Raw genomic sequence first — 14,988 nt, forward strand, 5'->3', positions numbered from 1 at the left:
ACATCCGTTAATGAGTCTGTTGAACTAGGCTTGTTATATCGGTTTATGAATATGGCAATTAATGACTATAAATATAAAAAAAAGCTCTTTAATTGATTTTTTATTCATTAATTTTGATTTAATATGTGTTTTACCGTCTTAAGATTAATCTGTCAACAGTAGAAGCGAAGATAATATGCAATTACCCAGTTTTTTAGAGGTCTACAAAGGCCTAATTAGCACTCCTTCGATCAGCTCCACCGATCCGAGTTGGGATCATGGCAATGCAAAAGTCATCGAAAAGCTGGCGACTTGGATGAAGGATCTTGGCTTTGATGTTGAAGTTATCGAGGTAGAGCCACACAAATTCAATATGATTGCGAAGAAGGGCCAAGGTGAAGGTGGCTTACTCTTAGCTGGCCATAGCGATACCGTACCTTTTGATGAAGGCCGTTGGAGCTTTAACCCTCATGAACTAACCGAAGCTAACGATCGTTTCTATGGTCTAGGAACGGCAGATATGAAGGGCTTCTTCGCCTTCATTTACGAGGCAGTGAAGAAAATTGATTGGAGCAAACAGACCAAACCTCTTTATGTCTTGGCCACGTGCGATGAAGAAACCACAATGCTTGGCGCACGACACTTTACGGATAATGCACCTTTCAAACCTGATTATTGCATTATTGGCGAACCAACCAGCTTGGTGCCTATCCGCGGTCATAAGGGGCACGTAGCTAACGCCATTCGTGTAACAGGAAAGTCCGGTCACTCGTCAGATCCTGCGCTTGGCGTTAATGCGATTGAGATTATGCACGAAGTGTTGTTTGCCATGATGAAGCTGCGTGATCGCTTAATCAAAGAATACCATCACCCTGGATTTGCAATACCTAGCCCAACCTTGAACCTTGGACATATTCACGGTGGTGACAGTGCCAATCGTATTTGTGGCTGCTGTGAGCTGCATTATGACGTCAGACCGCTACCGGGAATTAGCTTAGATGGACTGGATAATTTGTTACGAGATGCATTAAAAGAAGTCGAAGCTAAATGGCCAGGCAGGTTATCCATCACTGCGTTGCATGAACCTATTCCCGGATACGAGTGCGATCACCATCATCCGTTTGTTGGTGGCATGGAGGCACTGTGCGAAATCCCGTCAGAAACGGTTAACTACTGTACTGAAGCACCGTTCTTACAGCAATTGTGCCCAACTTTGGTGCTTGGACCTGGCTCTATTGACCAAGCACACCAACCTGATGAGTTCTTGAGTTTCGATTTTATCGATCCAACCATCGATATTTTAGCTAAATCTATACGCCAATATTGTTTCGAGTAACTTACAAGCTGTAATAAAATTTCAACAATTCAATGAATAAAGTTCACTAAGTGTGCGGATTTCGTGCCAACACGATAAACGCAAACTTGGTTTACTTTATTTGACTCGCACTAGCATTTTTAGCTAGATTGTGAGGCTGAGAAGGAATAATGGATGTAGTTAAATTACAAGGCAGGACGACTATGAACGAAAAATATGCCCCATTGAAGAGCAATGTTAGGATGCTAGGGCACTTGTTGGGTAACACCATCAAGGAAGCGCATGGAGACGAGATTCTCGAGAAAGTAGAGAAAATTCGTAAGCTTTCCAAATCCGTTGTGCGTGCAGGCAATGAAGCCGATCGTGAATTACTAATTGAAGAGATTACCAACCTGCCGAATGAGCAACTCACACCTGTCGCTCGTGCATTCAACCAATTTCTAAATTTGACCAACATTGCCGATCAATACCACACCATTTCACGTAGCTGTGAAGCAGATGTGTGTGAACCGGATCCAATTTCGTCATTATTTTCAAAACTAAGCCAAGAAAACATCAGCAAGCTCGATAGCGCTCAAGCGGTTCGTGATCTTAATATCGAACTTGTGCTAACGGCTCACCCAACCGAAATCACTCGTCGCACCATGATTAACAAGCTGGTGAAAATCAATGAGTGCTTATCTAAATTAGAGCTAAACGAACTTTCGGTTAAAGAACGTAAAAGAACCGAGCGTCGTCTGGAACAATTGATTGCCCAAAGCTGGCACTCAGATGTAATTCGTCAGCAACGCCCAACGCCACTTGATGAAGCAAAATGGGGCTTTGCGGTTGTTGAAAACTCGCTTTGGGAAGCAGTACCAGAATTCTTACGTGAATTTGATGAGAAGCTGAAAGGCTTCCTTGGTGAAGGTCTGCCTATTGATGCGCGTCCAGTGCATTTCTCATCTTGGATGGGGGGCGATCGCGACGGTAACCCATTTGTGACTCACAAGATCACGCGTGAAGTCATGCTTCTCTCTCGCTGGAAAGCAGCAGAACTTTACCTGAAAGATTTCCAAGAGCTGATCACTGAGCTCTCGATGGTCAAATGTAACGACCAAGTTCGTGAGCTTGCTGGCGAACAACACGAACCATACCGTGCAATTCTAAAACCAGTACGTACGTTGTTAATGAATACCCTTGAAGTGATTGAAGCACAAATCAATCGTCAAGAGGTGCCAAACAAACCGATTCTCGAAGATGCCGACCAACTTTGGCAACCGCTAATGGCGTGTTACAAGTCACTGCGTGAAAGCGGTATGGCTATCGTTGCCGACGGTTCACTGCTGGATACCCTACGCCGTGTTAAAGCGTTTGGTGTACACCTAGTACGTCTCGATATTCGTCAAGAAAGCACTCGTCACTCAGACGTTATCTCTGAGCTTACTCGCTACCTAGGTCTAGGCGACTACGACCAGTGGGGCGAGCAAGACAAAATATCATTCCTTATCAATGAGTTGAGCTCTAAGCGTCCATTGCTTCCTCGCGATTGGGAGCCATCGGAAGACGTTCAAGAAGTATTGGATACTTGCCGTGTTATCGCTTCACAATCTCGCGAAGCCTTCGGAGCCTATGTCATTTCTATGGCACGTACTGCCTCAGATGTACTGGCTGTACACCTAATTCTTCAAGAGTGTGGTTGCAAGTTCCGTATGGACGTGTGTCCGCTCTTTGAAACGCTAGACGACCTGAATAATTCTGAAGCTGTTATGAAGCAGCTGTTCGATATCGATTGGTATCGCGGCTATATTCAAAACCATCAAATGGTAATGATTGGTTACTCAGACTCCGCTAAAGATGCCGGTGTTATGTCGGCAGGCTGGGCACAGTACAGCGCTATGGAATCCTTGGTCGAAGTGGGCGAACAGGCCGGTATCGATATTACACTCTTCCATGGTCGTGGCGGTACCATCGGTCGTGGTGGTGCGCCTGCACACGCAGCACTGTTGTCTCAGCCACCTAAGAGTCTGAAAGGCGGCTTACGCGTAACTGAGCAAGGCGAGATGATCCGCTTTAAGCTTGGTTTACCAGAGATTGCTGTAAACAGCTTTAACTTATACGCCAGTGCGATTCTAGAAGCTAACCTTCTGCCACCACCAGAACCAAAACAGGCATGGCGTGACCTAATGGAAGTGCTCTCTGAAGTGTCTTGCGAAGCTTATCGTAAAGTAGTTCGTGGTGAACCTGACTTTGTTCCGTACTTCCGTCAAGCTACCCCTGAACTTGAGCTGGGTAAACTACCACTAGGTTCTCGTCCTGCGAAACGTAACCCTAATGGCGGCGTAGAAAGCTTACGTGCGATTCCTTGGATTTTCTCATGGAGTCAAAACCGCTTAGTTCTGCCTGCTTGGTTAGGGGCCGGAGAAGCGATTCAATACTCCATTGATAAAGGTCACCAAGCTCTGCTGGAAGAAATGTGTCGTGAATGGCCATTCTTTTCGACTCGTCTTGGTATGTTAGAGATGGTGTACACCAAGTGTAATATGGAAATCTCACGCTATTATGACCAACGCTTGGCCGCACCAGAGCTATTACCATTGGGTGATAAACTGCGAGCTCAACTGCAGCAAGACATTAAAGCGGTACTTAATGTAGAGAACCATAACCACCTAATGCAGAGTGATCCTTGGGGTCAAGAATCAATTCGCTTGCGCAACACCTATGTCGAACCACTCAATATGCTTCAAGCTGAGCTGTTGTATCGCACTCGTCAAAGCGAAGACACTGAAGCTGAACTAGAAGAAGCACTCATGGTAACTATCGCTGGCATCGCAGCAGGCATGCGAAACACCGGTTAGACGATATATAATTTTACAAAAAAGACAAAAGGTCGCACATTGCGGCCTTTTATTTTTAGTGGCATACTTATTGAGAGTTTTGTTAGTTTTTTGAAGTGGTATCACGTTCTATTCCACTTCTTGCTTATAGAATTCGATATACTTACTTACCACTGTTCGATAAAACAAAAATACTATTATATCGACAGTGCGGGTCACGTGATCACGTGGCTTCCTAGGTGACAAAGGCTTAAAACAAGGTTACACGTGCCAAGATGATTGGCATTGCTCTTTTGCGCGAGTTTCCTGGAATCATTTTTGAATTCCAAGGCGCTTTCGCAGTCGTACATCTGCGACGTGGAGCAACATAATTATTATTACGTTATTGACCATTTGGACTTAAGACATGTCACTACCACACGTAATCCTTACTGTTCTTAGCACTCGCGATGCGACTGGCTATGACATTACTAAGGAATTTTCTGCGAGCATCGGTTACTTCTGGAAAGCAAGCCACCAGCAAGTTTATCGTGAGCTAAACAAAATGGCGGACAAAGAACTGGTTACTTGCAAACTTGAACCCCAAGAAGGCAAACCAGATCGTAAAGTTTATTCAATCACTGACTCAGGCCGTAGCGCGTTAGGCGAATGGTTTGAACAACCAACTGTACACCCTACCGTTCGTGATGAATTCTCAGCGAAGCTAGCGGCCTGTGCGGTACAACCATCAGCTGCATTCCGCATTCAACTTGAAGAGTTGATCGAAGAATCGAAAAAGCTTGTTGCACACTACCGTGAAATTGAAGCAGCCTACTACGCTACACCAAACACATTAGACAAACACGCTCGCCTTGAGCGTCTAACACTGCGCCGTAACCTACTTGCTCGTCAAGCATGGTTAGAATGGGCAGAAGAAGCGCTGTCTGAATTAGAAGCGTTAGCGTAAAACAAATAGACAAGCTAGGGTCGCTATCGACCTAGTTTGGTTCTTGAGTTCAAAAAAGCGTCAGGAGTATCGTAATACACCTGACGCTTTTTTGTTGTAATTGAGGAAGTCTTAAGAGATCACTAAACTTGGGGGGCGTACGCCTAGTGTATGGCACAGTGCGTAAGTCATTTCAGCACGGTTTAGTGTGTAGAAATGAAAGTCCTTTACTCCTTCACGACTCAATACGCGAACCATATCAATCGCCTGACTAGCACCTACTAATTGGCGAGTCACAGGGTCGTCATCCAAACCTTCAAACTGCTTCTGCATCCAACCAGGTACTTTTACCTTGTTCATGCCGGCAAAGCGTGACGCCTGCTTAAAGTTTGAAACTGGTAGGATACCTGGAACAATTTCCACATCGATACCAGCGGCCACACAACGGTCGCGGAAACGCAGGTAACTTTCTACATCAAAGAAAAACTGAGTAATCGCTCGGTTTGCACCTGCATCCACTTTGCGCTTTAGGTTCAGTAGATCCGCTTGAGCACTCTTCGCTTCTGGATGTACTTCTGGGAAAGCCGCTACAGAAATATCGAAATCATGACGCGACTTTAGCAGTTCAACCAGATCCGAGGCATACATATCCGGCTGACCACCACCCGCAGGGATATCACCACGTAGCGCAACGATGTTCTTGATACCGTTGCTCCAATAATCCTCAGCAATATCAATAAGCTCATCACGAGACGCATCAATACAAGTCAGGTGCGGCGCCGCGACAAGTCCGGTCTCTGATTTAATTTCTTTGATAATTGAGTGAGTACGGTCGCGCTCGCCAGAGTTCGCTCCATAGGTCACAGAAACAAACTTAGGTTGCAGCGTTTTAAGACGGTGAACAGACTTCCAAAGGGTTTCTTCCATTGTTGGCGTGCTCGGTGGAAAGAACTCAAATGAAACGTTGATATTGTCAGAAAGCTCAGCAATATTCTGGTTCAAAGCATCGATGTGTCCAGCGTGTGTGTATCCCATGGTTCTCTCCCTAAATACCAAGGTTGGTTATCCCATCCAACCTTAGATAAAACCTGTCTGTCTATATCTGAATTTTATGTTTTGACGTTTAGACGTCTATATGTCTACAGAATGAAATGAATGGCATTTAAAGTCAATAGAGTCATTATGAATTTTTTTCATGTACTTAGTTAAGGAAACTAAAGCAGAGTCACGCGTTTCAGGAGATCTTCACTTTCGAGAAAGTAACGAGTGATGGGGTAAGAAGGGACATAAGGCAAAAGCAACAAATAAAAAGGCTAGCGGTTATCGCTAGCCTAGAGATAGAACTAATTTAAAACCAACAACTTGTTGTGCGCTAGAAGAAACTCGACATTAGATTTAAATCCGACTGAATCGCACCGGCAGTTACTTCACGTCCCGCTCCCGGACCACGAATTACTAATGGGTTATCTTTATACCACTTACTTTCGATAGCAAAGATATTGTCACACGGCAGCAGATTGGCAAGTGCATGCTCTTTAGACAAAGCTTCAATACCGACACGAGCTTTACCTTGGCGATCAAGACGCGCCACATAACGCAGCACTTTGTCTTCACGCTGCGCCTTCTCTAGACGTTCTTGTAGGATTTCACTCAGTAGCTCTGCCTTTTCAAAAAAGCCATCTAGAGACAACTCCTCAAGCTCCTCCGGAACCAGTGACTCCACCGCTACTGCATCAGGCTCAATATCTAAACCAGATTCACGAGCAAGAATAACCAACTTACGCATCACATCTGAGCCATCCAGATCAGCGCGAGGGTCCGGTTCGGTCAAACCTTGTTGCCAAGCCAAATCTACCAGCTCACTGAAAGGCACGCTGCCATCAAATTGCTGGAACAACCAAGATAACGTCCCAGAAAAAATACCGGACAACGCCACAATATCGTCACCGCTTTCACGCAAATCGCGCACTGTATGGTTAATTGGCAACCCTGCGCCTACCGTCGCGTTATACAGCCAGTGACGCCCCGTCTTCGAGAATGCATCTTGCACTGCGTGATAACTAACACTTGGTGCAGAACCCGCTACTTTGTTGGCCGAAATTAAATGCATGCCATTTTCCGCAATGCTCTGATACCGCTCGGCTAATGCAGGACTCGCCGTCACATCAAGAACAACAACTTCATCGTAACCTTGAAGATTAGCAAGCTGCTGTAACCAAACATCGCCTTGGTACGCCATAGCTTCATCCTCGTAACGCTCCAGCACGGTTTGTTCATTAATGCCTTGGTCATCAAGCCAATACGTTTGGCTATCCACCACGGCAACTAAGTTAAAACTCATTCCACGGCGCTTTTCTAGCTCGCTTTTCTGCTCTTTAAACAGCGCCAGCCAACTAGAGCCAATGTTACCCTTGCCACATAAGGCGACAGCAACGCGTTTTTGAGCTTGGAACAGCTGGGTGTGCACGGACTTAAGCAGAGGTTGAATGTCAGACTTTCTCAACACAGCAGCAAGACTTAACTTAGATTCTGCTTCCGAGAAAAACTCTACCGGCGCATGTTTAAGCTGCTGATAAAAACCAAAACAGTGGTTGGCATTCTTAGTCACACCAGCCCCTACAGCGGCCAGCATAGAATACCCTTCTCTTAGCTTAATCTCCGCTTCAATGGCTAGGTCTTGTAACTCATTGAGTGCACCTGACGCAATTTCTGCAGTATAAGCAAGGCGCAAACGTGCTTGGTCAGACTGCGCTTCAAACGCTAGCGGCTCAAGCTGTGCTCGCTTCAAACCATTCAGCACTTCGTTTTGCGCGCGAGCAAAATCATGACCACTGGCGAATGCGAGGTCAATCAACAGTACTTCATCTAACGAGGTAATTATCTTAGCACCGCGCCCAGACGCCAGTACTCGTTCTATACGCGTAGAGCCTGACTCAGGTTGATAACTGCAACGTAAGTTCAAATCCATAACACTTTGCGCCACAGGTTGAAGCGTACGGCTATGTAGCACAGGGGCGGCCAAGCGAGCCAATTCACTGGCTTCATCCAGCCTTAATAATGGGAGAAGACAGGCATCGCTCACCACACGAGGGTCAGCACTATAGACCCCTGCAACATCACTCCAAATTGTCACGCAAGAGACTTCGGCAAGTGCTCCAATCACAGTCGCCGAATAGTCAGAACCATTTCGCCCTAACAAAACCGTCTCACCTTCATCGCTTTGCGCCATGAAACCGGTAATCACAATACGATGATGAGCATGCTGAGCTAACACATCTTTAATCAAGGCATAAGACTTCGCACGATCGACTTCCGGCTGCGTGCCAAATTCTGCTCGTAAGAAAGCGCGAGCGTCTTGCGCCACCGCAGGCAAATCAGATTGACGTAAAAGCGCCGCCAGCAATCTAGAAGACCATACTTCACCGTGACCAAGCACAGCCGCACGCTGCGCCTCACTCAAGGGATAGCCCAGTTCACCTAAAGTACTGAACTCATCACTGAGCAGCGATTTAAGCTGCTCCGCTTCATCACCTTGCAACAGTTCATCAATGAGCTCGATTTGGAACTGCCTTAAAGACTGAAGGTGTTCGTGAGCAATACGACCATCTTTATTGAGTGCATCGAGAAACTCAATTAAACGGTTTGTGGTTTTGCCTGCAGCAGACACCACAATTAGATCTTCATTGTGTGAGTAATCTTTAAGAATGGAAACGACACGACGATAACACTCAGGATCCGCCAAGCTACTGCCGCCAAATTTATGTAGTTGCTTCTTCGCCGGAGCGGGTGTGGTACTCATAACTCAACTTATCCTTGGAACGTTTTCGCTTTATCAAATGCTTGCTGTAAATCGTCAATCAGATCGGAGGCATCTTCCAGCCCCACAGACAGACGCAGTAGTTGCTGGGAAACGCCCGCCTCTTCTAGGGCTGCTTCTCCCATAGCTCGGTGTGTCATAGAAGCAGGGTGACAAATCAAACTCTCGACACCACCTAGTGATTCAGCCAGTGAGAACAAATTGAGTTCACCCACAAAGTACTTCAACTGTTCAAAGCTTCCTGCAAACTCAAAGCTCAACATAGAGCCAAAACCTGACTGCTGTTTCTTGGCAATCTCATGTCCAGGATGTTCAGGCAAGCTTGGGTGATAAATCACTTTAACCAGTGACTGCTGTTTTAAGAACTCGAGAATATGTTGAGAGCTCTCTTCATGCACACGCATGCGAGCACCTAACGTACGAATACCACGTAGTGTCATATAACTATCAAACGGTGTCCCCGTTGCTCCAATACAGTTGCCCCACCACGCAAGCTCTTCCGCGTGCTCTTCTGTTTTGGTGATCACAACGCCACCAATCACATCAGAGTGACCATTGATGTATTTGGTGGTTGAATGGATAACAAAGTCAGCACCCAGCTCTAAAGGCTTTTGGTACACAGGCGTCAGAAAGGTATTATCAACCGCCACTAGCGCGCCGACTTGTTTGGCTTTTTCGCAAACAGCAGCGATATCGACGACACGAACCAACGGGTTGGACGGCGTCTCAAGTAAAATGAGTTTTGGTTTCGCTTCAAGTGCAGCATCTAACGCCGCCTCGTCGCTTTGGTCGACAAACTGAACTTTAAAATCACCCTTTTGCGCACGAGTATTGAATAGTCGGTAACTACCGCCATAGCAGTCATGCGGAGCTACGATAGTATCTTCAGGCCCTAAAAAAGCCGACACCCACAAGTTTAGCGCAGACGTACCACAGTTAGTGACAACGGCTCCTTTACCAGATTCGAGCTCATACAATGCTTGCTCCAGCAAACCACGGTTTGGGTTTCCAGAGCGGGTATAGTCGTAAGTAGGCACTTCTCCAAACGCAGGGAAACCATAGTTAGTAGAAAGGTAAATTGGCGGTACCACAGCATGGTGCTGGGTATCTGATTCGATACCAGTACGTACGGCTATTGTCGCTGGCTTCCGATTGCTCATAGAAACTTCCTTTATCAAATCGCATTGGGCTGATGGGCTGTTATTCAGTGTCTACTTTTGTCAGTGAATATGGAACCAACAAAAGTGGCAAACATTAAAAAATTAACATTGCGTTAAAATGAATGTCCACTTTACTTTCCATTTTGTGAGACGTCAACACTTCTAGACGTCTATATGTCTTTGCTTATGGCAGTAAATCCCGCTAAAATTGCAGCATTCTTATTACTACTACTTATGATTAATAGAGCGAAGGTGTGCAATGGCAGATTGGAACGGCGAATACATTAGCCCATACGCGGAGCACGGAAAAAAAAGCGAACAAGTAAAAAAGATCACGGTGTCTATTCCGTTGAAGGTGCTAAAGGTATTGACTGATGAACGTACTCGTCGCCAAATCAATAACTTACGCCACGCAACCAATAGTGAACTATTGTGCGAAGCCTTCCTACACGCCTACACTGGTCAACCGCTTCCAACCGACGAAGACTTGAGAAAAGACCGTCCAGACGACATCCCAACAGAAGCTAAAGAGCTGATGACAGCAATGGGAATTGAGTTTGAAGCGTTCGATGAAGAGTAAATTCTGACGTAGAATGAAAAAAGACGGCATTTATGCCGTCTTTTTTATTTACTCGAGTATGAGAAATTAAGCCATATAATTTTCTGGCATCTCAATTCGCGCAACACCGGAATCGACTGCAGCTTGAGCAACCGCCTTGGCTACACGTGGCAGCAAACGTGGATCCATTGGTTTTGGAATGATGTACTCCTTGCCAAAAGTAAGTGACTCTACACCAGCCGCTTTTAGCACCTCTTGTGGTACTTCTTCTTTGGCAAGCTCACGAATTGCCTCAACCGCAGCTAGCTTCATTTCGTCATTAATTTCACTTGCACGTACATCAAGCGCACCGCGGAAGATAAATGGGAAGCACAGGACATTGTTTACTTGGTTAGGGTAGTCAGAGCGCCCTGTGCCCATAATCAGGTCATCACGTACGTCATGAGCAAGCTCAGGTTTGATTTCTGGATCTGGGTTTGAGCAGGCAAACACGATTGGCTTATCCGCCATCAGTTTCAAAGCTTCTGGTTCAAGTAAATCAGGGCCCGATACACCTAGGAACAAATCTGCACCTTCAATGACGTCTTCTAAGGTACGCATGTCGGTGTTGTTAGCAAATAGCTCTTTATACTCGTTCAAATCGTCACGGCGAGTATGAATCACACCTTTACGGTCAAGCATGTAGATCTTCTCACGCATCGCGCCACATTTAATCAATAGCTCCATACACGCGATAGCTGCTGCACCAGCACCAAGACATACAATGCGCGCTTCTTTCAAATCTTTACCTTGAAGTTCAATCGCGTTTAGCATACCTGCTGCCGTTACAATCGCAGTACCGTGCTGGTCATCGTGAAACACTGGCACATCACAGCGTTCAATCAGTCGACGTTCAATCTCAAAACAGTCTGGGGCTTTAATATCTTCTAGATTGATACCACCGAAGGTATCAGAGATGTTTGCTACCGTATCAACAAACTCATCAATCGTGCGATGTTTCACTTCGATATCAATAGAGTCTAGACCAGCAAAACGCTTGAACAGTAGCGCTTTACCTTCCATAACAGGTTTCGACGCCAGTGGGCCTAAGTTACCTAGCCCCAAAATCGCAGTACCGTTAGAGATGACCGCAACCATGTTGCCTTTGGCTGTGTACTTATAAACATTTTCAGAGTTTTGTGCGATTTCACGCACTGGCTCAGCCACACCTGGGCTGTATGCAAGGGCGAGATCAGCTGCTGAGTCAGCAGACTTAGTCAGAGCAATTTCAATTTTTCCAGGGACGGGGTTGGCATGATAATCAAGCGCTTGTTGGCGAAATTCGTCGATTTGTTGGTCATCGGACATGGTGGCAATCCTGCTTATTCTACGAGTATTAAAGACTGAATGTGTGAGTATAAACCGCTTTGTAATTATTAGCTTTGCTTCTAAAGGGTTACAGACTCAACAGAGTGGACAACACGAACGGGGATACTGACGCATGGTCTGTGCGACAGCGGTTCGTCACTCTGATTTATTAATACTACGCTAGATAGTTAGAATTTTGAATGGATTGTATACAGAATTGTTTTATTTTTGCCTCAAAACAAAAAGGACGCCGAAGCGTCCTTTTCTAGAATCTGCAAAAGTAAGATTACTTCTTGCTAGATAGAGCACCGAAACGCTTGTTGAAGCGATCAACACGGCCGCCTGTATCAACGATACGTTGCTTACCAGTGTAGAATGGGTGGCACTTGTCACATACGTCTAGGTGGATAGAATCTTTACCTAGAGTAGAGTTGAATTCGAATGTGTTGCCGCAAGAGCAAGTTGCTGTTACTGCTTTGTATTCTGGGTGGATACCAGCTTTCATGGGGAAACCTCAAAGTTTAGGCCGTGTCGCCATCCGATTCTAAGCCGGACACCACACGTAGTTTAATAAAAGACTTATGATATCGCTGTTACTGCAATAAATGTAGAACAAGCCATACCATCAAGGCGCAGTATAGTAATGAATAGTGCCTTTAGGATCAACTAAAATTGCCACTTTTTTCGCCACCTTTAGGTGGATTGACTCAGTTTATTCAATTAACGGTTTCTCCTAACGGACATAGCTAGGTAGAATGGCGCTCTCTTTGAACAATATCGATTCCACTATGCGCCCAAACGTAGCTCGTGTTGCACTGCCAGTGCCACTGGATAAACAGTTCGATTATCTAGTCCCAACGCACCTTTTCCCTGTGGTGGGCGGCCGAGTATCAGTGCCTTTTGGACGCCAGACCTTAGTTGGTATTGTCACTCAATTCAGCCACCAATCAGACTTCCCTATTGATCAGCTCAAGCCCATCAAAGCGGCACTTGATACCAGCCCAGTCTGGCCAAAGCCACTGTTCGAGCTAATCTCTTGGTGTAGCCAATACTATCAACACCCATTGGGCGACACGTTAAACAACGCTCTACCCTCGTCATTGCGCAAAGGAAAGCCTGCAGAGTTTGCTGCTACCGTTGAGTGGCGTATTACAGAAGCAGGCAAGAATCAACTCATGGCTGGGTTTGGACGAGCTGTGCAACAAGCAAAAGTCATGCATATGCTGGAGTCTGGCCCTTGTGCTCATCAGGCGTTCATTGATAATGAAGTCAGCTCTAGTGTCTTAAAAACACTGACTGAGAAAGGCTGGATTGAATCGCATGAGAAGCTAGCCCCTACTCCACGTTGGCCAGAAACGATGACCAACCCACCGACAGAGCTGAGGCTGAATGCTGAACAAGCTGTAGCGATCGCGTCAGTAAATAGCCAAACCGAATTCGGCTGCTACCTGCTAGAAGGGGTGACAGGTTCGGGGAAAACCGAAGTTTATCTGCAAATGATCGCACCAGTACTTGAGCGCGGCCAGCAAGCGCTTGTCTTAGTGCCAGAGATTGGTTTAACACCACAAACCATTAACCGCTTTAAAAAGCGTTTCAACGTGCCTATTGAAGTAATTCACTCTGGGCTTAACGATACCGAACGGTTGAATGCATGGTTGAGTGCTCGTGATAAAGTCGCGGGTATTGTTATTGGCACACGCTCGGCGTTACTCACACCATTTGCTGATCTCGGCATTATTATTGTCGATGAAGAACACGACACATCATATAAGCAGCAAGACAGCCTGCGTTACCACGCGCGTGACGTCGCCGTCATGCGTGCCAATAAAGAACAGATTCCAATTGTACTTGGTTCTGCAACACCATCGATAGAAACTCTGCAAAACGCGCTGAGTGGTAAGTATCACCATTTGATTTTGAGCCAACGCGCAGGTCTTGCGGTGCCAACAACCAACAAGGTTATCGATGTCAAAGGGCAATACTTAGAAGCGGGCTTGTCCGCTCCCCTTATTGCTGAGATACGTCGCCACATAGAACTGGGCAATCAGGTAATGCTGTTTCTTAACCGTCGAGGTTTCAGCCCAGCGTTGATGTGTCATGAATGCGGATGGACCGCTGAGTGCCCTCGCTGCGACGCCTACTACACCTACCATCAATCCAGTAATGAGATTCGCTGCCACCACTGTGGTTCACAGCGACCCACGATTCATCAGTGCGAAAGTTGTGGCTCCAATCAGCTTGTCACCGTTGGTGTGGGTACCGAGCAGCTTGAAGCACAGCTTGAAAGTCTGTTCCCTGATTTTAATACCATTCGAATTGATAGAGACAGCACTCGTCGTAAAGGCAGCCTTGAGAGTGCGCTTGAGGCGATTAAAAAGAATGAATACCAAATACTGATTGGTACGCAAATGCTCGCCAAAGGTCACCACTTCCCAAACGTGACCTTAGTAGCATTATTAGATGTGGACGGCTCGCTATACAGCAGCGACTTCAGAGCGTCAGAAAGACTGGCACAGCTCTTCATCCAAGTAGCCGGCCGCGCAGGCCGAGCGAGTAAGCCCGGAGAAGTGCTGCTGCAAACGCACCACCCTGACCATCCTCTGCTGCAATCTCTACTGCATAAAGACTATCGTCATTTTGCAGAAACCGTGATTGAAGAGCGTAAATTGGCCATGCTACCACCGTTTAGCTTCCTAACTTTGATTCGTGCCGAAGCTAACAACAGCAATGACGTTGAGGCGTTTTTGCGTCAAGTGAGACATTCACTTGAGGCGCATCCGTTATTTGATCATCATTCGATGGTGTTAGGTCCTACACCAGCACCTATTGCTAAGCGAGCAGGGAAAGCAAGATGGCAGCTAATGCTTCAAGTACCCACGCGTCCATTGATGCAGAAAATCGTCACCAGCGCGAAGCCCGTCATCGCGCAACTGCCACTCGCAAAGAAAGTTCGCTGGTCGATGGATATCGAGCCACAAGATCTCAGCTAAACGGTAAGAATTGATTAATTTCAAAACTATAACTAGCTCTAGTTGTGATAAGCTTCACAATTGCAATGCAAAATATGTTA

General features: G+C 46.2%; 10 protein-coding genes. 5 read left to right on the forward strand and 5 right to left on the reverse strand.

Going from position 1 to position 14,988, the window contains the following annotated elements:
• The first annotated feature begins 175 nt into the window (after positions 1 to 175).
• The 3 genes from argE (at position 176) to MMA19_RS21645 (ending at position 5,056) form a co-directional block, all read left to right on the forward strand.
• Complete coding sequence (argE, locus tag MMA19_RS21635) at positions 176 to 1,315, forward strand: acetylornithine deacetylase (RefSeq protein ID WP_240207193.1); 1,140 nt, start codon at positions 176 to 178, stop codon at positions 1,313 to 1,315.
• Between the two features lie 182 nt (positions 1,316 to 1,497).
• Positions 1,498 to 4,131 carry a phosphoenolpyruvate carboxylase gene (ppc, locus tag MMA19_RS21640; protein ID WP_240207194.1) on the forward strand — a complete coding sequence of 878 codons (2,634 nt, stop codon included), beginning with the start codon at positions 1,498 to 1,500 and terminating at the stop codon, positions 4,129 to 4,131.
• Positions 4,132 to 4,516: 385 nt separating this feature from the next.
• Positions 4,517 to 5,056, forward strand: a complete 540-nt coding sequence (locus tag MMA19_RS21645; RefSeq protein ID WP_006071159.1) for a PadR family transcriptional regulator — start codon at positions 4,517 to 4,519, stop codon at positions 5,054 to 5,056.
• A gap of 111 nt (positions 5,057 to 5,167) precedes the next feature.
• Here the strand turns inward: MMA19_RS21645 and metF are convergent, their stop codons facing one another.
• From metF to MMA19_RS21660, 3 genes are all read right to left on the reverse strand, one after another.
• Positions 5,168 to 6,070, reverse strand: coding sequence for a methylenetetrahydrofolate reductase (gene metF, locus MMA19_RS21650; protein ID WP_124940366.1), 903 nt, complete (start codon positions 6,068 to 6,070; stop codon positions 5,168 to 5,170).
• 337 nt (positions 6,071 to 6,407) lie between these two features.
• Positions 6,408 to 8,834, reverse strand: a complete 2,427-nt coding sequence (locus MMA19_RS21655; protein WP_240207195.1) for a bifunctional aspartate kinase/homoserine dehydrogenase II — start codon at positions 8,832 to 8,834, stop codon at positions 6,408 to 6,410.
• Positions 8,835 to 8,842: 8 nt separating this feature from the next.
• A complete protein-coding gene (locus MMA19_RS21660; RefSeq protein WP_240207196.1) occupies positions 8,843 to 10,012 on the reverse strand; it encodes an O-succinylhomoserine (thiol)-lyase in 1,170 nt (389 codons plus the stop codon).
• A 259-nt stretch (positions 10,013 to 10,271) separates the two neighbouring features.
• Here MMA19_RS21660 and metJ point away from each other — a divergent pair, with 259 nt between their 5' ends.
• Complete coding sequence (gene metJ / locus MMA19_RS21665) at positions 10,272 to 10,592, forward strand: met regulon transcriptional regulator MetJ (RefSeq protein ID WP_006071165.1); 321 nt, start codon at positions 10,272 to 10,274, stop codon at positions 10,590 to 10,592.
• Positions 10,593 to 10,658: 66 nt separating this feature from the next.
• Here metJ and MMA19_RS21670 read toward each other — a convergent pair whose 3' ends face one another.
• Both MMA19_RS21670 and rpmE read right to left on the reverse strand, forming a co-directional pair.
• Positions 10,659 to 11,918, reverse strand: coding sequence for a malic enzyme-like NAD(P)-binding protein (locus MMA19_RS21670; protein ID WP_006071167.1), 1,260 nt, complete (start codon positions 11,916 to 11,918; stop codon positions 10,659 to 10,661).
• Between the two features lie 286 nt (positions 11,919 to 12,204).
• Positions 12,205 to 12,423, reverse strand: coding sequence for a 50S ribosomal protein L31 (gene rpmE / locus MMA19_RS21675; protein ID WP_006071169.1), 219 nt, complete (start codon positions 12,421 to 12,423; stop codon positions 12,205 to 12,207).
• A gap of 283 nt (positions 12,424 to 12,706) precedes the next feature.
• On the opposite strand from rpmE, the gene priA reads away from it, so the two are divergent.
• Positions 12,707 to 14,908, forward strand: coding sequence for a primosomal protein N' (priA, locus tag MMA19_RS21680; RefSeq protein ID WP_240207265.1), 2,202 nt, complete (start codon positions 12,707 to 12,709; stop codon positions 14,906 to 14,908).
• Positions 14,909 to 14,988: the final 80 nt, after the last annotated feature.

The sequence above is a fragment of the Vibrio sp. CyArs1 genome (assembly GCF_022432925.1).
Classification (GTDB): Bacteria; Pseudomonadota; Gammaproteobacteria; order Enterobacterales; family Vibrionaceae; genus Vibrio; species Vibrio mediterranei.